This is a genomic window from Serratia sp. ASV30 (assembly GCF_016428815.1).
GTDB lineage: Bacteria > Pseudomonadota > Gammaproteobacteria > Enterobacterales > Enterobacteriaceae > Chania > Chania fonticola_C.
Genome location: NZ_JAELTL010000004.1, coordinates 113,800 through 135,039, shown reverse-complemented (window position 1 = coordinate 135,039; position 21,240 = coordinate 113,800). Strand labels below are relative to the sequence as shown.

The window sequence follows — 21,240 nt, the reverse complement described above, 5'->3', positions numbered from 1 at the left end:
TTATTTTGCGACTCTGCCGGTTCTGGCGGAGTGATTAGCGCTGAACGACGTTGCCGTCAGGCATTACATTCATGTTGTGAAGCAATCAGAGCGGCCCCGCAGGCGGTTTTCATGCCTTCCAGCGCCACAGGCACCCCACCGACCAGTGCGGTTTCTGCACCACTGACAATGGGGAAGACACCTTTGCATTGCGGACAGGACACCAAATGCCCCACCAGCGCTACGTTTGTTCCGCAGAACTGCATCACTGACGATCCCTGTAACACGACTCCACCATGAGAGGTTTTGTCGCCTTGTAAAATCACGGCCTTCCCTGCCATATGCCCACCATAGTTAGTATTTTCTTAATAGATTACAGGATGTATACATTTGAAAGAAGTCGAAAGATAACAGCGAGTAATGAATCTGTGAGCGGCATAGGGATAAAGGGGATCTTTTAGCATCAATCTGGGGGCATTGATAAAGCGTTCATTGCATTGCCTTAACCAGGACGAGGTCGGCGGTTGTTTCTGCGTAACTGCACGCAAAATAAACGCCATTCGTGTAATGAGCTCCAACAGGTATCTCTGGCATACTAAGCAGATACAGCATGGTAAGTCGGATTAAAGCGGAGGCGGCATGGCAGATAAACACTTAACTCAATCCCCGGCGGGCGAATTTGTGATGTTTGCCAGTGATGACGGTGAGGTGCGCGTTGAATGCCGCTTTGAGCACGAAACACTGTGGTTGCCTCAAGCGACCATTGCGAACCTTTACCAGGTCACTCCGCAAGCCATTACGCAACACATCAAAGCGATCTACGAAGAAGGTGAACTTGTACAAAACGCAACCTGTAAGTCTTACTTACAAGTTCAACAGGAAGGGAGCCGTAGGGTAAGCCGCAATATGCTTCACTATAGCCTGCCCGTGATCCTTGCGGTCGGTTATCGTGTTCGTTCTTCTCGAGGCACCCAATTCCGTCAGTGGGCCACCCAAACCCTCCAGGAATACCTGATCAAAGGCTTCGTGATGGATGACGAACGGCTGAAAAATCCGCCCGTTGGAACATCGTCTGTACCTGACTATTTCGACGAGATGCTGGAACGCATCCGCGATATCCGCGCCAGCGAGCGCCGGGTTTATTTGCGGGTACGAGAGATCTTTGCGTTAGCCGCCGACTATCAGCCCTCACTCAAAGAGACCACGCTGTTTTTTCAAACCATCCAGAACAAACTGCATTTTGCCTGTACCGGCCATACCGCTGCCGAACTCATCCATCAGCGTGCCAATGCTAGCCAGCCTCATATGCTGAATTTGAAAGGTAGACCCTGTTAAATCCGAACCGCTGGACGGCTGGAAATCAGCCCAACCGTCAGCAGCGCCAAATGCGGCTCAGTTAAACGTTACCAGCATTTCCGTAGAGGCCGTGACCGCACCGATTGGCACGCTGCTGCCTCCCGAACACAGTCGCCAGGTGAGCTGATTGGTCAAGGTTTTGCTGCTTTCCGCATTGGTGATACTGCCCAGTTTTATGAGCGAGTTATCAAAGCGTAGGCCGGTTGTTGCCTTACAGTCGCCACTGCCGGTCACCCCGTTATCAATTTCTCCGGTGATATAGCCTCCCCCTTGATTTAATGCCAGCCGTGAAGCGGTAGTGTTGTACAGACCGCTGATGGCGCGGAACTGCAGATTGATATTGGCATTTATCTGGTCAGTAGGCTGCCCGCAGGTGGCAACCAGTTGCACGGGCTTTACCGCCAGTTCTGCATTAACCTGGGTATTGCGAATGGCCGATCCAAAGTTAATGGCTGTCGGGGTATTCACGCTACATTCCAGCGTGGAGATGCGCAGGGAAATATTGGTGGGCAATATAGAGGTAGTTCTATCCCCCGAGCCATTGGTGGAAAAGCTGCCAAAATACATGGGTGGAACCGACCCCTCTCCAGCTTTTTGGCTGCCGTCTGCCACCAGAACCCAAGTGCCTGAGAGCGTTGCCGTACGAGGACCCGAACCCGAGTAAAATGCCGTATTTATCGACATGGCAGGGGGCAGGCACCATGTATAGTTTGGTGGCGAGATAATATTATCTTGTGACGTCGAGGAGCCTCTGGTTTCCGGCTGGCCAATGGTGCCAGTCAACCTCCCCTGTGAATTGTTATTTAGGGTATAAGTGGCGCTACCCGAGGCCCGAGGCATCAATCCGACTCCAGGTACCCCGGACAGTGGGAAGGCCAAATAGCCACCAATGTTCTTCAATTCATTTGAAGCCATACACCGGGTCGATGATCTAGAGACTGACAAGAGTCCGTATATGGGATTCAGTTGTGGATGATCGAGAGGGCCAGTTAATGTCGCGTTAAACGGCATGCCCTCCCATAGGATCCCCGTACCCTTGCCGATGGTGATGGTTTCCGCCAGAACGGGGGCAGCAAGGGGCATCATTAAGGTGATGCTGGCGATACCGCATGATGCTGTCTTTATTAAACGCTGTTTCATCACTGTCCTTCCTCACATTGCGCATTCAGCATGCGCACCGGATTGTTTGCTGATACTGCCGCCTTGCTCAGGTTGAAGTGGGCCAGGCACTGCTGTGCAGCCCCACGGCCCCACACCGCGCGCAATTTCCCCTGTTCCGGCAACCCGCTCAGGTACACCTGGCCTGCATCACCCACGATGCCGCTGTTGATCTCCGCCCCTTCCCCGGCCAGTGTCACGAGCGTGCCGAAGGGTACCGGCACGCCAGCCTGGGTCAGGGTTATCAGCGCCTGATAGCCGGTGCGTGGAGTAAACGTAGCCGCTACCACCGCCCCTTTGGTGGGATAGACATTGGCGCTGCTCTGCGGCAGGTCGACATCTTCCGGCAGCGTCGACGGGTTCAGGCTCACCGTGTTGTTCTGGTAAGGCGAGAGGTACGGCACCACCGCATACCCGCGGCTGTCGGTGCGGATCCCGCCGTTCATTACGCTCACCCCGGCAGCGCCCGGTGCGCGAACCACTGCCACCGAGGTGCCCAGTTGCTGGCTCAGCGTCACCCCGTTGGGGTGAACCACCAGACCCCCGTTACCACTCACATTCAGCGAGTTATAGCGGCTGCTGTGGCTGTACCCGGCGCTGACCATGCCCTGGCTCCCCTGCCAACCCAGATTCAGGTTGCTGGTGCTACCACCGTCACCACTCTGGTTGTTGTTACTCCACCCCTGCATCAGGCTGTAGGAAAGGCGGTCTTCTGCCGCCGAACCGCTCACCCCCACCTGTTGCCGCACACGGCCTTCACTGTCGTGCGTCATCTGGTAGCTGGCGTAGCTGCGGTTGAGGGCGGGCTGTGCGCTGAACAGGCTGAACGGTACCTGCATATTGAACGCCAACTGGCGATTCTGCGGCCAATCCCCGTCGGATTTTATCCGGTCAACGCTGTAGGCCAGGCCATAGCTCACGCCGTGCCAGCTGCCGGTGTAACCCGCCGACAGGGTGTTGTTCACCTGCTCATCGCCCCAGTAATCACTGCGCGCACCCGACAGGTACAGCGATCCAAAATCCCCCAGTTGCTGGGTTACCCGCACCTGGAAATCCGAACGCTGTCGGGCCAGTGCCCAGGGCACCTGGCCTTCACTGAGCTGATAACCGCTGTTGTTGAAGTCGGCAAAGTTGTAATAGTGCCGGGTGGAGTAACGATAAGCCGTCAGATCCACCGAGGTGCCCGTGCTGAGCAGGCTTTTGGCATAACGTACCCGGTATGACTGGCCGCTCTGTCTTTCGTCATACATGCGGGCCGATGAGAGGGTCACGTCCGCCGACATGGCGCCGAAATCCCCCAGCGAAATCCCGCTGCCCGCCACCGCCGAGGCGTATTTCTCCGCTATCAGCCCGCCGCCATACAACGTGATGTCATGGGGTAGCCCGTAAATCAGGGTGCCCAACGCAAAATGGGCCTCTCTGGAGCCGGTGGTGATGCCGCCGTTGTAGCGCCCAGCGGTCAGTTCGTACTTCAACCCACCCGGGCGTTGCATCACCGGCAGCGCCGAGAAGGCCTGGGTCCAGGTACGTACGCTGCCATCCGCTTCGGTCACCGTGACCGTCAGATCTCCCCCTTGGCCAGTCTGGTACAGGTCATTAATCCGAAACGGCCCCGGGGCGACATACGCCTGGTACACCACGTTCCCGTTCTGGCTGACGGTAACCCGTGCGTTGCTCTGCGCAATGCCGCTGATCACCGGGGCAAATCCCCGCAGGCTGAACGGCAGCATGTCTTCGCTGGAGCTCAATTTCACCCCGCGAAATGGAATGCTGTCGAAAACGTCATTGCCGGTATTGTTCTCCCCAACCAGCACATCCGAACGCCAGGCCTGGATATCGCGTTGCAGATAGGTATTTGAGAAACGGGTTTGCTGGTTGCGTTGCGTGTCTCCATAGCCGCTGCGGCTATTATTGTGGGTGTAGGTCATGTCACTGCGCAGGCGCCAGGCCTGCCAGTTCAATCCGCTGTGCAGCCCAAGGAACAGGTTGGTCTGTTCGCTGGTGGATTGGCCCGATTGTCCGTCCTGGCGGCTGCGCCCGCCGTTGAGGGTATAGTTGAGTAAAAACGCGGTCATGCCCTGGTCCCATAGCGCAGGGTTAACCACGCTGCTGGCGTCCGGCTTCATCGCCACCTGGGGAATGCTGAGTTCCAGGCGCTGCTGCTGAAAATCAAAGTGCACTCGGGCATCAGGGATCAGGGTGGCCAGATCACTGACGGGCTTGTCGACCGGCAACCCGCCAAAAGCGGGCAATGCGGGGGTATTAATCCCCATCTCCGCCAGGAAGGCCGGGGTCAATTCCGGGCTGACCTGGCCCTTATCACCCGGGGTGAATACGACGCGGTATTGGCCACGTTCGCTGCGGTTGACCAGCACCGTCACCAGATACGTCCCTGGTGGGGTCTGTCCGGCGCTTTCAAACGCACTCAGGTCGGTGACGGCTTCCAGGCCACCACCCAGCGACAACAGCGCCGGGTCAAAGTAGTCGCGGCTCCAGGCTGGAGACGTGCCTGCAATCAATGCGCTGCCCACCAGGAATGGGGAAAGAGCAAGAGGGTGAATTTTCATGGTTATCCTATCCGTCTGAAAGAACGTGGCTCTCGGTAACGAGCCAGGAAGGGCGAAATCGTCAATCCTGTTGGGCAACCGGGGTATCCCAGCCATCTTCATCAATCAGTTGCCAGCTGACTTTCCCGCTCGCGGTGGCGGGCAGGGTGTAAGACTGCTTGCCGAAAGGCGGTACCATCAGGCGCAGAGCCGGTTTGTCCAACGCCACATTCCCCACCGCCAGGCGGGAGAAGGTGAGCCAGTAGGGGGTCGGGTTGGTTGCTGTCAGTTGGTCGCCTGCCCGGCTGAAGGTCAGCTTCGGGGCCATGTCTGCCACAGCGCGTTTCACCAATCCTGTCGGGCGATAAAACAGTTTGATATTGCTCACGACCGTCATCACCATCTGCTCACCGTCTGGCTGCTGGGTGGGCAGCGCCTTCATGGAGATAAAAAACACCGACTCGCGGTCGTTAGGCAGCGGCATATCGTTGCGGCGGATACGCAGCGCCAGTTCACCGTTCGCTTCCAGGCGAGCCAGCGGCGGTGTGACAATAAACGGCATCACCGGGGTGCCATGCCAGCTCAGATCCACATCCCCGGTGGCCGGATCGACCGGGCGGATCCATGACTGCATCAGGTACGGGGCGGGGCTTTTGTTGTAGGCGGTCAGCGTTACGCCCTGCTTTTCGCCCTCCGGGTAAATCACCCGCAGCACGTAAAAGGATATCCCCGGCGAGGCGTTGTCCTGAGCCTGTGCCAGGCCCATTTTGTTGACCAACAGGCATAGACCCATCAGAAGATAAATCGGGTATTTCATGGTGTGGTCTCCGTGGAGGTTGAGCCTGTCTGCTGGCAGGTCTGGGAGAGCCCTCCATAGTCGGTGAGTGTCTGCCAGGCCACCTTATTCACCGGCCCGTCAACGGCCAGGGTGATACTGCTGTGCGGAGGCACCATCGCCGGTTGTTGGTCTAGCGCCACGGTATGCCCGTCAACAGCCAACATCCCCAGGGTCTGAAAATAGCCGGTGGGATTGATGGCCCGCACGCCGTGTGCTTCACGCTTGAACGTCAGCAGGCAAGGGGTGTTGTCCGCGGGTAACGCCAACCCTTGCGGGCGATAAAACAGCTTGATCACAAAACGTACCCCTACCGACAGCCGATTGGCCGCCGTTACGGGTTCAGCCTGTGCAGGAATGGCCGAGATAGAGAGATAAAACAGCGACTCCTGGTCGGTGGGCAGCGTGGCACCCTGCGGCAATAGCCGTAGCAGTTGGCGGCTATTGCCTTGCAGCGAGAACAGCGGTGGCGTAACGATAAACGGCGCAGGGGTCGTATCGTCCAGGCCGTTTTGTACTCGGGCCTGGACCAGATAAGCCTGTTGCCCGCTATTGCTGACGGTGAGGGTTTGCGCTTTATCTGCTGAAGAAAAAATAACGCGTGTCTGCCCCAGGCTGATGCCGCCGCTCCCGGCCTGTGCGGACAGGCTAAAAGTGAACAGCAGGCTTGATAGCACCTGATGAAATCGCTGTGTCATCGGGCCCTCACTGATAGACAAACTCAAACATCAGAGTGGCCGTCACGTCACCGGTCGCGACTGCGGCACACCCGGTGCCGCCGCCACAACTGGCACCGGCATAAAAGGTGAACGTCTGGTTGACCGGTATCTGTCCGGGGTTCGCCAGTGAGATCACGCTGTTGTTTTTGACTTCGGGCTGGCTGTAATCCGGCACGGAGGCACTCTGGATCACCAATATCCCGGTATTCGCCGCCGATCCGGCATTGCGAAACAGCCATTTACTGTCTTGGGTGGTACCGGTGCCCGTGATAGTCACGACAGGCTTGAGGCTGCCGCCCGCAGAACCGGTGCAGTCCTGCACGGACAGGGTAAAGGGCTGTGGAGCAACCAGCTGGTTTGGGCGCAGCTGAGATTTAGCGATGACACCCAAAGGCAGAGTGCTTTTATCCAGGCTGAGCGTGCAGGTGCCATTGGTCAGCACGGCGGAGAAATCCAGCGTCACGGACTGCACCGGGGCGGATACCGCTCCACCGCCTGCCAGGACGACAGCCAGCGTGGTCTTAAGGTAACGTTGCGCTGAACGCATCGGTGCCTCCGGTATCATTAATGGTCTGCCACTGCACTCGCTTGCCGGTTGCCAACGGCGTTTTAACCGGCCAGATATGGTTGCCGAAAGGGGGGATCATGAGTGCAGCCGGCGTGTCCAAGGCCAGTTGTTGCCCATCTACCTTCAAGTCGGCCAGGCTGACAAAATAGGGAGAGGGATTGGTCACCTTCAGCCCCCCAGCCACGCGGGAGAACTGCAACTCTTTTTGGGCAGCGGCAGAGGAGCCGCTCAGGCTCGCAGGCCGATAGAACAGCTTGATAATGTTGCCCACACCGAAACGCAGTTGGGCCTGCACGTCATTACGCTGCTGAGCCGGATCCCTTTGCGTACTGGCCGGGATCGCGGTGGCATGCAAATAAAACACCGACTCCCGATCGCCGGGTAGCGGCTGGCCGGTAAAGGCGATACGTAACTGATTGGTGCTTTGAGGTTCCAGGCGGAACAGCGGCGGCGTCACGGTGAACGGGGCAGCGGTCTGTGCATCCTGCTTACTGCTGATCGCGGCTTGCACCAGATAAGGCTTATCGCGGAGGGTATTACGGACGGTTACGTTGATACTGCTGGCCCCTTCCGGGTAAATCAGGCGGGTGGCATTAATGCCAAACCCGGCGGACCAGCCAGCCAACGGCGCACCCAGCAGGGCCACTAGCAGCGAAAACAGGGAGATAAAGCGTGTCATATAGCGGCTCCTGAAAAGGCGGGCCATCGGCCCGCTGGAACACATCAGTTGTAGGCAAAGCTGAACAGGATTGGGGCGCTAACCATACCGATATCTGGCGTGAGAGACGTAGAGGCCAAACCAGCCTGCAGGCTCAAGGATTTCGCGTTGAAATCGCCTGCTTCCGGGGTCTCACCTGCTTTGGCTACCGATAATTTTTGGCCAGCGGTAATGTAGGCTGCTGGTGTGGTTACTTCACTTAACATGACGCCGGTATTGGTGCCGGTGCTGTTAAAGATGTTCGGGTTACCCCCCAGCGTCTGGCCGCTTACAATCAGGCTTGCCTGATCGCCTGCTGCTGCCGGGGTTTCACAGTTGTTCAGACCCACGGTGAAGGTTTTCACACTGTTGGCAACCGGGGTTGCCACAGCGGTGAAGGCAGATTTGGAATGGTTACCGAGGTCCAGGCTAGCGTTGGAGAGAGAAACGTCACAGGTCGCTGCCACAACGTTGGCGGTAATGGTCATCTGGGCGTTAGACGCGGCCTGAGCCACGCCAGATCCTGCCAACAGAGCTGCAACAACCGGAGCCAGAGTAAAAATAGACTTACGCATAATGAATTCCTTATTTACGTATTAAAAAAGTGAATGCAATCATTTCGTAGCTGATTATTAGCCACGAGCCATCATTTATCTGAACAATCCGAACAGACAAAGTATCTTCAATAAAATCATCACTACTGATGCCGTCAGTTTTTTTAAGAAGTGAGCAAAGCATCCTGATGCTATTCCTATGCGCTTTTAAGCCAAGACTTTGTGCTTAATGGATTGAGAGAGGTTGGCTATCCATCAAGCGTGAAAGACTTGTTAAATTTCAGTGTGCTGCTGCCTTTCCATCACTGGATACACAGTTTGGCTGAGCTGGACGTGGACGGTTTTCCTGATCCAATAATTATCTAAATCGAAAGCCTGATCTTTCATTTTTGTTGGGATTAATCTCTACACTTATTTCATATATTCTTAAGATGTTTCTTTGTCATCAATTTAGGCCGGGATTATCACGGCCAACCTTATTTTTGAAAAGTGTTTTTTGATAAGCAAAGCAATTTCGCAATAAATGCCTTGGCAGGTGGTTTTTATGGCTAAATTGCGAGTTATTATCGTGTTCATCATTATTGATCTGGATTTTTATATCGCAAATTTAATTTTGTCAGATTTAAAACTCGTTATTGTAACGTTTATAAATACTTTACTCCGATGTGGTATTAAATACGCTCAGAAAGCCAAGCAGACGGGACCTGCATGCCGTTTGCCGCTTTGACCGGTGGGCTTTGGCCTGTAACGCGGGCTGACTCATCACGAAAGCTCGTAAGAGAAAAGGTTTAACCTAATGAAATATAAAAAACATAATGCAGCCTTCGACAAGGTTCTGACGGCGTTGCAGGTGTTGAGCCGTGTTGATTGCCCGCTCGGCACATTGCCTCCGCAAGATAAATGGCCCAAGACCCGGGATATTGCCGATTACTGTGATACCAACATTTATGTTTCTCGCTACTACCTGATGAAACTGGTAAAGAAAAAGAAGGCGTATGTCTCATCGGTGCCAGACCAAAAGAGCTTACGCTGGTGTATTGCAACACCTACCTGGGCTAGGGATTTATCCCAATGATGTATCGCATAATCAACGGTACTATTTAAAAAGAATTAGGCTGCGAAGGGGTCAATATGAACTCACACATGGTCATTGCTCTGTGGGGCAACAATTTTTATTTCTTACAAGGCATTCGCCACCTTTTTGAAAGGTATTTTTATCTCCGGGGAGTATCCCCTCTATTTATCCATGCAGATGGTAAGAGTATTATTGATCTGAACGTTGCGGATCTGATTGTCAAGAACAACGCCGACTGGAGGGGGGATGGGTATCAACACTACCAAATCCTCATACGGAAAAAAATACAGAAGGGGTCACCTATCAACAGGGAGACATCGGCCTGAATGATAAACCCGAGGCGGTGATGCAACTGCTGGATAGTCTGTTAGACGTGCAGCTCAATAATAATGCCCCCTACGTACCTGACTACGAAAAGATCACTCGGCGAGAGCGAGAAGTCTTGCAGGCGATAGCAGCAGGCTTATCGCCTACACAGATCGCCAGAAAGTTGCAGATCAGCACCAAGACCGTCAGCGCCCATAAACAGGCATCCATGCGAAAATTGGGATTCCAGCGCAGTCACGATCTGTACCACTGGTTGTGGCAATGCAGCCCAGATAGATTGAGGAGCACTGTGGGAGAGGATGCTACGCCAAGGGTGAAAGGTTAATGAAAGCACTAATGGTTGTTTTTTTAAGGGGTACAGATGTGGGCCTTCCTTTCCCCCATAACCTAGTGCGAGGTGGGCCACACCCCGCACTCACCAAAGCTTAGTTCTCCACCAACTGCACCACCACCAGCCTGCCGCCTTCTTCGGTGGAAAGCACGAACTGGACACCGTCGTTCAACGCCAGCTTGTCACCGATCGCCACCGGGTTTTTATCCGGCAAGGAGAGCAGCCCGCTGATGCCTTCATTCACCAGCCACCACTGATCGTTATGGAATACGAAATAGCCCACGCGTTTTTTCTGCGCGTCCGGCGTGCGTTCGTTGGGGGCGATCAGGCGGTTAACGTGCCAGGCGTAAATCGACTGGCCGCTCCATACCATCAGGCGATGATCGTCGGGGCGGAAGCTTCCGGCTTTACGCGAGGAGTAAAGGTTCAGGATCGGCAGCTTACCCTTGAACGGCGTACCACAATACGGGCAGGCTGGGCGGTTTTTACCGGAGAACACGTACCATTTCTGTTCGCAGGCAGCGTTTTGGCACGGCTGGATTAGATCGACCGTTTTCACCAGCGCCGTTTCCCACTCATCGGCAGTTGGCCGTCTTGTGGGTTCATGCAGACCCTCGATAAACGCCCTTTCAAACAGCGGCGTCAGGTAGGGGCCCATAATGGTGTAGGGCACTTTCTGCGGATCGGCCCAAGGTAGCGAAGAAGGGCTGACCTGGTTGAGTTTGACCGCATTGCTGTGGTCCGTCGGGTGTTCAATAAACAGCGCCTTTTCACCCATGGCCAGCGATTCATCGCGCATCTCATCGTCCATGTCATGGATCTTGCCGCCGCGCAGCGGGTGACGGAAGAACAGGTACATGTAGATAAGGACGGATAATGCATGCCTGTCGGTGGCAATGCTTGGCAGAATGCGCTGCGGATCTTCCTTCGGCAGGTGGCTGGTTTTCACCACTTCCGGGGCAATAAAGTCCGGTGTGCCCACCACGTCTGGGGGATATTTACCTGGCACCACTAACCCATCGACGTCAATGATGCAGGCGTGGCCCTGTTCGGGGTCGATCAGCACGTTTTTATAGCTCAGATCGCTATGGCACAGGCCAGCGGCGTGCATACGCCGGACGGCCCGGGTCAGCAGCAGGCATACCTTCAGGTAATTCAGGGTGTTGCCACGTTCGCGCGGATCCAGGAACTTGTTCTGGTTATTGGCGCTGGCAAACCATTTGCCTTCCTTCTCGCGGCCTTTAATCCCCAGGAAGTCGTTATTCTTGGAGCCGTACTTAAAAAAGAAGTGGCTCTGGTAGGTGGGCACCACGATGCCGATTTTGCCGTCGTGTTCCACTATGCTGGTGGGCCAACAAAACAGCCCTTGCCAGTAATCCCCACCGGCTTGCTCAAAGATGTTCTGCCGGTAGCGGCCAGTGATCATCTCAATGCGTTCTTTCGCCTGCTCGTTCTGCGGCTTTTTATAGAACGCGACTACGTATGACTTATCCGGCGAAAAGTAGACGTCCTTCATCGAGCCGGAGCCGATGATCTCATCGACATACTGGATGGTTTCGCCATCCCTGGTAGTACAGGTAATAATATTTGCCATTTCACTCACCCGCTATGTAGTCCAATCCATTCACCACGCCACGATTAGGGTTCGATCGTCGTGATTGCCCGGGGAGAAGAAGTTCAGCCATTCGGCCAGCCGCTCTGCGGGCTGCGCAGGGTCGCTCAGGCAGGGTGCCAGCTCCGCGATCAGATCGTCCCATTTCTGGCTATTTTGCAGGCCATTATCCGTTTCAAACCGGGGATCGGACACTCCGTCCGTCATCAGTACCAGATGAGAGACCTCGGTCCATTTACCGATGCTGATGCGCTTACTGAAGTTCGTATCGTTCACGGCATCGGCATCCAGGAAGCGCGTTTGGCCCGCATACTCACCGCTGTCTGGCGTGCCCAGTACGCGCACTTTGCCCACCGGCCCGTAGGCCGCAATGGCACCGTCACCCAACCAGAAAGAGGCGGCGAACAGCTCGGCCCCGGTACGCAAGGAAACGGTGACCAGCAGCGTGGTGGAATAGGATTTGGCGCTCTCTTCGGCCCGGATGGATTCATTGCTGATATTGTTAACGGCCATGATCGCGGCCTGGCGGAATAGGCGATTAAATGCCTCCCAGACTATCCGCTGATCGTCAGTTCCCCAGTTTTCAACGCAGGCTTTGAGTTCCAGCCCTTTGTCGCTATTCAGCAGGGTAGTCAGGTAGTCGCCCACGGTTTGAGTCGCGATACGCGAACCCTCGCGCGAGTTTTTAGCGCTACCAGCTCCGTCGGCCACCAACATGACGTTCCAGCCGTTATCGCTATTGCTGGCGATGTAGAAGTCATCGTCCCGGAAGGTGCCCGCATGTTCATGTGAACGCCCTCTGCGGCTGGCCGCCACGATGTTCACACCAGGCTCCAGGATCTGCTGATGGGCGACGTGCGGTTTGAAATAGCGCGAATCGGCAGGCGGCTCGAGGATTTTCCACAGGCTGCGCGGGTCGGGGTTAACGATAAAGGGAACTTGGGTGGTGCATTGCGGCGCAGCAGGGCAAGACCAGGTAACCGTGATGTCAAAGTCGCCGCTTTCGGTGGCGGTGCCTGCCAGTGAAGAGGTCGCCGGATCAAAGGTGATGCCGATATCTTTAGAGAACGCGACGGCCAGCACTTCGGCGGTCGTTCCATCATCCAGCATGATATCGATTTCAGAGTGGAAGGGGACGCCGGTACGGGCATTAGCCACGTTGATTTTTGCCTGCGGCTGATTGTTCTGAGGTGTGCTAATCGGGGTAGCGGTGCCGGACGGGATCTGGCCTGGCTTCAGGTTTTCTTTGGCGCTTTCTTCAGGCAATGTGGCATCTCCTTGCACTTCCAGTGGCTCAAACGGTGCTTTCTGCCAGTCGTCTGGTGTTGGCAGACCTGCGATATCTGGGGCGACAACAGGGATGTCATCGCTCTTGGTGAGGACCACTTTAGGTTCGTCGGCCAAGGTATCGTCATTGGCAACCAACGGCGAAGCTTCTGTTGTCTCAACCGCTACGGGGGTCTTGGCTGTCACTTTCGTGATGAGGTTGGTCAGCAAGGTGCCGATCTCATCATCGGCTTGCAGGCTGGCAAGCTGGGCGTCATCCGTTGTTGCGCCCGTTTCTGCCAGGATCAGCATGAGTACGTTCTGGCGCAGTTTCTCCACGTCTTGCATCAGCCTTTCCCTCGCGTCACGTCGAAATCAGAGTCGCCGCCGTTTTCCCTGAACGTCAGTCCCTTATCGCACCATGGGCAGATAACGTCATCGGGGCCGTTGACACACAGTAGTTTGCCGCAGGTACACATCGCAAAGGCGCTGGCATTGCCGCAGTACGGGCAACCCGGCACGCCGTGCAGTTCGCTGGTATTGACCTGAATGGCGGATGCCGATTCGTCGCTCCAGGCAAAATAATCCTCATCGATCGGGAAGCAGCCGTTGAGGTTGAAGCCGTTGATATTGAGCTTGAAATCCAGCGAGGAGAGATTGATGGCCGGGCGTTCGTATTTCATCAGATAAGGGCGACGTGACTTGCTGCAACGGCCCGTCAGGGTGACGCAGTTTTCGTCGTAGGCTCTGGCAATATCGTCTTTAGCCAGCCGCACTATATGATCGGTGTGGGTGAGCAACGGAGGAGCATCTTCCCCCACACTGCGGCTGTGGGCTGAGACAGAAGCGGTGATCCACTTGATGAACTGGGCGAAATCCCCTTCCTGGCTGTCGGTGAACAGCAAGACGTTGTCGGTCAGCTGCCGCAGGATGTTCATATCCGCCGAAGGGCCAAGGCCGATGGCGATCAGGTTGACCTTATTGGCGTAGTTTTCTTTCCAGCGCTTGATTTCGGGGGCGGTATCATCCGTTGGGCGGCCATCGGTGAGCAGGTACACCACTGGTTTCCAGTCGCCTTTGCGTTCCTGGGTGGTTTTTCTGACCTGTTGATCCAACTGACGGGTCAGTTCACGCAATGCCGCGCCCAGGTTGGTGCCACCGCCGATCGGCAGGCGAGGGGGATAAAACGACACCACCTCCACCAGCGGTACGATGGTTTTTGCCACCCCAGCGAAGGCAATCACCGATATCCAGGCGGTCTCAAGTGCGTGGGGGTCCTTCTTCAGGTCGCTGACGATCCTTTGCAGGCCATCATTCATTTTCTTCAGGCTTTCCCCGATCATGGACTCTGAGCAGTCCAAGACCAGGAAGATGGGCAGTCTTCTCATGGTTAAAAACCTCGTCAGGCGGATGCTTCTTGCAAATGCGCGTCATGGGGCAATGAAAAAACAGGCAAAGCTCCGGGTAGAGGCTTTGCCTGTTGGCTACAGAACCAGCTGTATTTCCGGTGGTGGTGGCGGGAGGTTATCCTGCCCGGCGTTAACACCCGCACTGGAACTGCCTGACGCGACACTGGCCGACACCCATTTGAAGAAGCCGGAAAAGGCCGTTGAATCCAGCGTTTCGAGGGCCACAACCTGAGAGGTCAGTTGCTTGAGGTGTTCATGCTTGGCCTTCGGCCCGACCGCACAGGCGATAATGGAACCGAAGGAACGTTTTTTGACTTCTTTGATCGCCTCGCCATAGGCATAGCTGTCTGACGGGGTGCCATCGGTCATCAGGAATACCAGTGGCCGCCAGTCGCCTTTCTGATCGCCATCGGAGCGGTGGATATCCCGATCTACGCACTGGATCAGGCACTCAAGCGCGGCCCCGGTGAAGGTGCCACCTGCGCTGGGGACGACAATGTCGCTGAACTGGAACTCTTCCAATGAGGTTAGCGGGATAAACTCCCGGGCTTCGTTATCAAAGGTGATGATGGAGATATGCACGCTTTCCAGCGCATACGGATCCTGGCGCAGCGCGCTCATCATTGATTGAATGCCCACGTTAACGGCATGGATAGATTCACCGCGCATCGACCCGGAGGTATCAATCAGCAGGTAAACGGGTAATCTTCTCATTGCAGGTAGTTCTTCAAGTGGGACACGAAGGAGTCGGACTCGGAAGGTTCGCCAATGGCGTTCAGCTTCCAGCCGGTGCTTTCACGCACCAGCTCGGCAAACAGCATGGAACGCTGGCCATCAAAGGCGGCCCCGCCTGAAAGATCGAAACGCGCCATTTCCACGTTTTTGGCATCCACCGCACGGATAAAGGCGTTTTGTACCTTGCCGAAGTGTTGTTTCAGCTCCAAGCCGTTATAAATCTGCACGATGAAAACGATTTTTTCGTACTTGGGATCGAGGGAGTTCAACTGGGCGATAATCTGCTCGTCATCACCGTCGCCAGCGCCGGTGCGGTTATCGCCGGTCAGCCAGATGTGGCCAGACTTATGGCGCAGGCTGTTGAAGAAAATGATATCCCCGTTAACCAGTGAAGGCCGACCGTTTTCCACATCGCCCAGATCGGCGACTTTGCCTTGGGCATTGCACAGGAAGGCAATGACGTCGAGATCATACTCCGGCTCTTTCTTGCCAAACAGACCACCCAGCAGGCCTTTCTTCTCTTCATTGATATCCCAGCCGAGCCCAATGGTGACTGAGGAAAGGTCGTGTTCGTTTTTACGCAGGCTGACGCTTTGTCCTTTACGCAAACTGACTGACATAAAATCTCCTTGAATATGTTTTATAGAACAACGTTAACTTCGGGTGGTGGTGGCGGTAAATCGTCCAGGCCAATGACTTCCTTTTTACCTGACTCGACTTTCTGGCTGCCGACGGAAATGCTGGCCGACACCCATTTAAAGAAGGCTTTGATCGAGGTGGAGTCCGCCGTATCCAGCTGGAGCACGATCTCGGTGATTTCCTGGAGTACTTTGGTTTCGGCGCTGTGGCCAGCGGCACAGGCAACGACCACGCCGGTTCTGGCGGCTTTAAAGTCGCTGACGCCCTTGCGCCAGTCATCCGTTGGTGAGCCATCGGTCATGATGAACACCAGCGGGCGCCAATCGCCTTTGGTCTCGGCGGTGGTTTTCTGCACTTCGTTGCTGATGCTGGTGGCGACCAGGGAGAGGGCTTCACCCAGCGCGGTGGTGCCGCTGGCCACCAGTTCTGGCAGCTTGAAGCTCAGCAGATCGGTGAGGGGCACCGCCTGGCGTGCGGAAGAATCAAAGGTAATGACGGAAACATAGGCGGTTTCAAGGGCGTAGGGATCTTGTCGCAGGGTGGAGAGCAGCGTTTGCACTCCATTTTTGACCGCTTCAATGGGTTCGCCCGTCATGGAGCCCGAAGTATCAAGTAACAGATAGACCGGAAGTCTTCTCATCGTATTCCCTTATTGAGTGCCGAGTTTTACATAATAAGTGTTCTGGTCGTTATCTCAACAGAAATACCCACGTTTGCAGGAGTAGATTTGTTTATTTTGCGATCGCTTTCTCCCCTCACCCCGACCCTCTCCCACAGGGAGAGGGAGCCAGCGCGAAGTTGTGGTCGGGTACTGGAGTTGATCTGTAACAGAGCTGATGTAGAGGATGTCGTTGAGTTGTAGCACAGACTGCCCCCTTCATTTCGTATAGGAAGAGGGAGCTGCTAGCCCCGGCTCTTTTGGAAGTAAAGAGGAAACTCGATCGTCCCCTTATACAAGGTGCGTTTCCGAGTTTTCAGACTTGCTCGATCGGTTCCCTCTCCCTGTGGGAGAGGGTGAGGGTATTACGGCTTCTGCTTGCTGGCCTGAATGCTGCGCACCAGGTCGTCAATACAGCGTTCGACAACCATATCCACCGCTTCGCTGCGGGTCGTTTCCGTCACTCTGGATAAGCGATCGATTTTGCGTAGCACCGACATTTTCAATGACAGCGACACGGCTTTTTTCTTCTCTTTATCCAGATACACCCGGCTGACGGTTTCGCTGGTTTTCAGCTCCGAGTTAGCCGCCAGCGCATCGTGCATACGGCGAAACGTCTTCTTGTCTAAATGCCCAGGTACAGTCAACTGATAGGAGTGAGTGGCCTTGCGGTATTTGATCTCCGCCTCATAGGATTCCCTCAGTTCCTTAAGCACGCGTGTCAGGGTTGGCCCCGAGCAGTCTAACTCTGTGATGATCTTGTCTGCGGATACGGGTTTACCCGCACTGAGCAGAATAGCCAGCTTATAGATCCGTGCCTGTCGCGTATTGAGTTGCATGATTAATGACTGCCTGCGTTAATGCTAAACCGGTGGCTTTCCTGAGATGACTCGCTGGCAATTCCGTATACCTGAGCACGCGCCAGGATCTCTGACGCCCAACGGCGATGGGTTGCCGGTTCGCACATGGTTCCCTGTGATTTAAACACCGCCTGCGAGGAGTTAAGGATCCGCAACGCATCGGTATGATCGTTTGCCTGCACCATCAACGCCTTTTCGATCTTGCCGATCTGATTCGGGTGGATCGCCGTCTTGCCGACCAGGCCATGGGCGATATCGAGCGCCAATTCCCTATCCATAATCTGATGATCGTCAATATGCTCACAAACCGGTGCCGTCAGGGCGAAATCACGTGGGGAAAACACGGCGACCAGCATTTTTATCACATAACCCATCGGGCCGTCATACAGCGTCAGGTTACGTGGCCTTCTGAGTGCCACCACGTTCATCAGATCGTTGCCACCGATACGCAGGGCGATGATGCGCCGATAGCACGGATGGTGATGCAGGGTATTGGCTAGCTCACGCATTTGCAGCACGTCAAACACTTCTTCTGTCTCGAGCGTGGGCATCATGCACAGGTGCGAGTCCTGCATCATGTTCCACCAGTAAGGCAGAGAAGCCAGCGTGAATTTGGGCAACACCAAGCCGTCCACTGCGCTGAAATCCATGCTCGCCAGCAGCTGTTTACCCATTTCTTTATGGCGAGGCCGTACGAACACCAGCGGCCAGTGGTCATTGCCCTCCGCTGCCTTTGCCTGGGCCAACGTTTGGGTGAGTTCGCGCAGGTTGTCCAGCGCCTGGGGAATATCTTCGTCGCTGACCGCGTCTTCCAGGCAGACGATCAGCGAGCGTAAACCGGCGATCTTGTTATTAAGGATCGTATCGGCGATATCCGTTCTGGTGGCGGGCATATAGAGTGAAGCACCCAGCCGCCAAGGGGAAAGTCGTTGGTTCATTAGTGCACCTTCTTGATAATGGTTACCGCACGGTACTGCCCGATCTCATCACCGACTTCGGTAATGGTCAGCCCCTTTTCGCGTGCCAGATAAACCAGCAGCGCGACGTCGGGATCGTCTACCGCACGGACCAAGACGTGATCCGGTACTCTGCGTAGCACAGCGCGCGTAGCCTCTGCGATCCCTGGTTTAATTCGGTTAATACTGGCAATCTGATATTTTTCGGCGAGGTGGTTAACCACCTTCTCACTTTGTTGTTTCAGGTACGCTTTTCTCTCCGCATCCTGCGTGCAGGGCTCAAGCGCCGCTGTGTCTAGCGTTGCGCGATACTGTGCCACGGTATCCACCAGCAGACGGCTGCATTCAAACTGGGCGAGATGATCGCATTGTACGCAGCCGTGCAGGCCTTCGTTTGACCAGATGGAGCGTGAGATCATGCCGGAAACCGGCGCGCCCATAATGCCAAACGGGATCAGCCAGTCGTCGTCGCTGGCGGCCAGCCACGAACACCCACACGGGTCAGCAAGTACCACCAGGCGGGGCTGAGCAGGATAACCAGGCCGGTTGTTGAGGGAGCGGATCAGTTCGCCGGTTATGGCTCCCTTGCCCGTCCAGCCATCAACAAACACTATCCCTTCGGTGCCGTGGCGCGCTTCAATCCAGTCGAGTGCCACCGAATCAATGCCTCGGTCGCGGATGATGCTGATGCCGTAGTGATACGACTCTTTGCCCATCGCCCGCAGCGTTTGCTGGAGCATCACCCCCAGCGGAACACCGGCACGCACCAGGCTGGCCAGAACTATCGGCGTATCGCCGAACCGTTCAATCAGCGCAAGGGCCAGCATCGAGACTTCTTTTGCCAGGCGTCCTGCTCCCTGGTCGAGTGCACGGGCAAACAGGTCGAGGTGTGAAGGGGTCGGCTCCGGTTCCTGGCTCAACATCTCCGAGTAGTGACGGGCACCGGACTGGATCAGCTGTTCTTTCTGATCGACCGGCGTCATTTCCATTTCTACCGGTTGCAGCAGAAAGTGAACGTCCTCGGGCAGGTATGAGCCGGAAAAGGGCACAAAATCAGACATATTACTGCTCTCCGAAAATATGGCGGGAGATCGCTTCGGCAAACTGGCTCTGGCGCGGCAGGCCAAACCAGGTGCAAAGCTTCATAAAACGATGATCGCTGAGGCTGTCGCCCAACCCGATAACCGGGAACACGCCGCGTTCAAGCCGCAGTTTTTCCAGCAGGAAAGTCACTGCCAGCCCTTTCTCTACCACGGTCGGCAGCCAGGCAACGTTGTTGCTGTTACGGTGGACGTAATAGCCGCTGGTAGGGAACAACTGCTCAATCTCATCGGCGATGGCGTAAAGCTCGTCCAGGCGGGTGCTATCGCGGTGCTTCATCACCAGATAGACCGGCGTGTCACCGTATTCATAGTTGATACGCGCCCAACCATTGATGTTGCGTTCGGCCATCAGCTCGGTGATCTTGCGTTGCATCCCCAGCAGGTTGGCAGCATAAGGTTGCAGTTTTTCCAGCATCAGCGCCTGCCATGCCTGATCTGGCTGCCCCTGTGGGTTGAGGATCACTGCACCGTGCGTGGTAACCGCCCATGACTTGAACGGGATACTCACCCGGGCAATCTCTTCGGTGCCACGTGCGGTCACAGGGATAAGCTCCGCATGCTCCAGCATCCAGTCCACCAGCATCGACTGTTCTTCGGTCATAAAGCTGCGTGGCTCCAGGCTACGATCCAGGGCGCCGGTGCGATACGGGGCCAGGTCGAGCTCATCGACCATCTTGCGGCGCGTCTGGAACAGGGTGTCGTCCAGATCGGAGAAAATGACCGGCTTATTCATAGCTTACGACCTCAACGGTTGGGGCGACCTGTTTTAACGCCTCAATTAACGCGGGATCAACGCTTGCCGCAGGGGTTTCGATACACAACAGGATCCGGTCAAACTGCTGGTGGGCCACGTTGTAGACAAAGTTGGGGATGCCCAGCCCATAGTTATCGCCAAAGGCGATGGCGGACTGGATGGCGAACCCGGTGGCAATCGGCGAACGGGTGGTGGAGCTGAACTTAACCTCGGCCCCCTGTTTTTCCAGGCGTTCTGCCAGCAGGAAGGGCTCCCAGACAAATTCGCTGCTGCCCAGTACCAGTAATTTCTCCCCTGGATGCGTCTGAATATCGCGCCCCAGATCCGCACTTGGCGATGAGATACCCAAACGGCCCCAGCTTTGTTTACCGGTGATCGGTACGCTACCGGTGGCGGTTACGTTGACTGCGGGCATCACCGGCACCGGAGCATCGGGATTTTTTTCCCAGTGCCAGTCACCTTGAACCAATGACACATACTGAATAGGGATTGGGCTGCGTTGGGCGAGGGCGTCGCCGCTCCAGTCGGTCAGCGTAACGGTGATGGCGCGGGCAATGTTGTGTAACCCGGCATCCTGCTGTAAAGCCTGGAGCAGGTTGATGAAGGTGTTGCCGGTGGTGGCTTCATCATCGATCAGCACTACTGTTTTAGCTTCCAGCACGCGGCGGCGGAGTTCGGCATCCTGTGGCAGATAAAGCAGGTGGTCGGTGGCGTGGCTGTGATTTTCTTTGAATTCGCACAGCAGCTCACCCCCTTCTACCGGATGACGTGTTGAGGTCAGATACACCGGGTCGCTAACGTTGCCCCGGACTTCGTCAAACACACCTGCACCGAATCCGACGGCGGTTTCCGCCATGCCGATAAACAGCACCGGGCCTTGCTCACAGGCCGGGAACAGCACGGCCAATTGCTGATAGACGGCGCGCATAACGCTCGGCTTTACCGGAATATGGCGGCCCAGCACCTTGCTGACGAACAGAAACGCGCGTTTCGGGTTGCGCCTTTCGGCTACGTCAAACAGCTCATCCAGTGCGATCGTGCCGCCCGTTGGGGTTACTTTCAGCGTGCCGCAAGACAGCGTGCGGGAATAGGTATTTAGCATG

Annotated in this window: 21 protein-coding genes and 1 pseudogene; 3 read left to right on the top strand and 19 right to left on the bottom strand. The window is 55.7% G+C overall.

Annotated elements, in window-relative coordinates; genetic code table 11:
• Nucleotides 1–56: 56 nt before the first annotated feature.
• On the bottom strand, nt 57–320 hold the full coding sequence (locus JHD74_RS02880) for a PAAR domain-containing protein (protein WP_071682755.1): 264 nt from the start codon (nt 318–320) through the stop codon (nt 57–59).
• A 298-nt stretch (nt 321–618) separates the two neighbouring features.
• Here JHD74_RS02880 and rhuM point away from each other — a divergent pair.
• Nucleotides 619–1,287: pseudogene (gene rhuM / locus JHD74_RS02875) on the top strand (RhuM family protein); the annotation flags it as partial.
• A gap of 84 nt (nt 1,288–1,371) precedes the next feature.
• On the opposite strand, the gene JHD74_RS02870 reads toward rhuM, so the two are convergent.
• The 7 genes from JHD74_RS02870 to JHD74_RS02840 form a co-directional block, all read right to left on the bottom strand.
• Nucleotides 1,372–2,475 (bottom strand): hypothetical protein, encoded by a 1,104-nt coding sequence (locus JHD74_RS02870; RefSeq protein WP_233169419.1) that lies wholly within the window; start codon nt 2,473–2,475, stop codon nt 1,372–1,374.
• Nucleotides 2,475–5,060: a fimbria/pilus outer membrane usher protein gene (locus tag JHD74_RS02865; protein WP_199061600.1), complete on the bottom strand. Its 2,586-nt coding sequence runs from the start codon at nt 5,058–5,060 to the stop codon at nt 2,475–2,477. Before JHD74_RS02865 ends, JHD74_RS02870 begins: the two co-directional genes overlap by 1 nt.
• A gap of 61 nt (nt 5,061–5,121) precedes the next feature.
• A complete protein-coding gene (locus JHD74_RS02860) occupies nt 5,122–5,856 on the bottom strand; it encodes a molecular chaperone (protein WP_199061598.1) in 735 nt (244 codons plus the stop codon).
• A complete protein-coding gene (locus tag JHD74_RS02855; RefSeq protein ID WP_199061596.1) occupies nt 5,853–6,572 on the bottom strand; it encodes a molecular chaperone in 720 nt (239 codons plus the stop codon). The genes JHD74_RS02860 and JHD74_RS02855 overlap by 4 nt, the downstream gene beginning before the upstream one ends.
• 7 nt (nt 6,573–6,579) lie before the next feature.
• Nucleotides 6,580–7,140, bottom strand: a complete 561-nt coding sequence (locus JHD74_RS02850; RefSeq protein ID WP_199061594.1) for a fimbrial protein — start codon at nt 7,138–7,140, stop codon at nt 6,580–6,582.
• Complete coding sequence (locus JHD74_RS02845; RefSeq protein ID WP_186531625.1) at nt 7,115–7,840, bottom strand: molecular chaperone; 726 nt, start codon at nt 7,838–7,840, stop codon at nt 7,115–7,117. Before JHD74_RS02845 ends, JHD74_RS02850 begins: the two co-directional genes overlap by 26 nt.
• Nucleotides 7,841–7,884: 44 nt before the next feature.
• Entirely contained in the window at nt 7,885–8,433 is a 549-nt protein-coding gene (locus JHD74_RS02840; protein ID WP_074029986.1) for a fimbrial protein, read from the bottom strand.
• 775 nt (nt 8,434–9,208) lie between these two features.
• Between JHD74_RS02840 and JHD74_RS02835 the strand changes: the two genes are divergently transcribed.
• Together JHD74_RS02835 and JHD74_RS27030 are read left to right on the top strand one after the other, a co-directional pair.
• A complete protein-coding gene (locus JHD74_RS02835; protein ID WP_024527692.1) occupies nt 9,209–9,487 on the top strand; it encodes a FaeA/PapI family transcriptional regulator in 279 nt (92 codons plus the stop codon).
• 346 nt (nt 9,488–9,833) lie between these two features.
• Complete coding sequence (locus tag JHD74_RS27030; RefSeq protein WP_199061592.1) at nt 9,834–10,139, top strand: LuxR C-terminal-related transcriptional regulator; 306 nt, start codon at nt 9,834–9,836, stop codon at nt 10,137–10,139.
• A gap of 100 nt (nt 10,140–10,239) precedes the next feature.
• Here JHD74_RS27030 and JHD74_RS02825 read toward each other — a convergent pair whose 3' ends face one another.
• The 11 genes from JHD74_RS02825 to JHD74_RS02775 all read right to left on the bottom strand — a co-directional run bounded on the left by JHD74_RS02825 (nt 10,240) and on the right by JHD74_RS02775 (nt 21,239).
• Nucleotides 10,240–11,739 (bottom strand): helix-hairpin-helix domain-containing protein, encoded by a 1,500-nt coding sequence (locus JHD74_RS02825; RefSeq protein ID WP_199061590.1) that lies wholly within the window; start codon nt 11,737–11,739, stop codon nt 10,240–10,242.
• A gap of 30 nt (nt 11,740–11,769) precedes the next feature.
• Nucleotides 11,770–13,371, bottom strand: coding sequence for a PP2C family serine/threonine-protein phosphatase (locus JHD74_RS02820; RefSeq protein WP_199061588.1), 1,602 nt, complete (start codon nt 13,369–13,371; stop codon nt 11,770–11,772).
• On the bottom strand, nt 13,371–14,411 hold the full coding sequence (locus JHD74_RS02815; protein ID WP_065683507.1) for a TerY-C metal binding domain-containing protein: 1,041 nt from the start codon (nt 14,409–14,411) through the stop codon (nt 13,371–13,373). Before JHD74_RS02815 ends, JHD74_RS02820 begins: the two co-directional genes overlap by 1 nt.
• Before the next feature lie 96 nt (nt 14,412–14,507).
• Nucleotides 14,508–15,146: a VWA domain-containing protein gene (locus tag JHD74_RS02810; RefSeq protein ID WP_074029991.1), complete on the bottom strand. Its 639-nt coding sequence runs from the start codon at nt 15,144–15,146 to the stop codon at nt 14,508–14,510.
• Nucleotides 15,143–15,787 (bottom strand): TerD family protein, encoded by a 645-nt coding sequence (locus tag JHD74_RS02805; RefSeq protein ID WP_024527698.1) that lies wholly within the window; start codon nt 15,785–15,787, stop codon nt 15,143–15,145. The genes JHD74_RS02810 and JHD74_RS02805 overlap by 4 nt, the downstream gene beginning before the upstream one ends.
• Nucleotides 15,788–15,807: 20 nt before the next feature.
• Nucleotides 15,808–16,446: a VWA domain-containing protein gene (locus JHD74_RS02800; RefSeq protein ID WP_021807361.1), complete on the bottom strand. Its 639-nt coding sequence runs from the start codon at nt 16,444–16,446 to the stop codon at nt 15,808–15,810.
• A 383-nt stretch (nt 16,447–16,829) separates the two neighbouring features.
• A complete protein-coding gene (locus JHD74_RS02795) occupies nt 16,830–17,303 on the bottom strand; it encodes an HTH domain-containing protein (RefSeq protein WP_199061586.1) in 474 nt (157 codons plus the stop codon).
• 2 nt (nt 17,304–17,305) lie between these two features.
• The gene (locus JHD74_RS02790; RefSeq protein ID WP_024527700.1) at nt 17,306–18,262 is read right to left on the bottom strand and encodes an HpcH/HpaI aldolase/citrate lyase family protein; all 957 of its coding nucleotides are present in this window, start codon (nt 18,260–18,262) and stop codon (nt 17,306–17,308) included.
• Nucleotides 18,262–19,341: a cysteine protease StiP family protein gene (locus JHD74_RS02785; RefSeq protein WP_199061584.1), complete on the bottom strand. Its 1,080-nt coding sequence runs from the start codon at nt 19,339–19,341 to the stop codon at nt 18,262–18,264. Before JHD74_RS02785 ends, JHD74_RS02790 begins: the two co-directional genes overlap by 1 nt.
• Before the next feature lies 1 nt (nt 19,342).
• A complete protein-coding gene (locus tag JHD74_RS02780; protein WP_065683513.1) occupies nt 19,343–20,116 on the bottom strand; it encodes a hypothetical protein in 774 nt (257 codons plus the stop codon).
• Entirely contained in the window at nt 20,109–21,239 is a 1,131-nt protein-coding gene (locus tag JHD74_RS02775; protein WP_024527703.1) for a phosphoribosyltransferase domain-containing protein, read from the bottom strand. Before JHD74_RS02775 ends, JHD74_RS02780 begins: the two co-directional genes overlap by 8 nt.
• Nucleotide 21,240 lies beyond the last annotated feature (1 nt).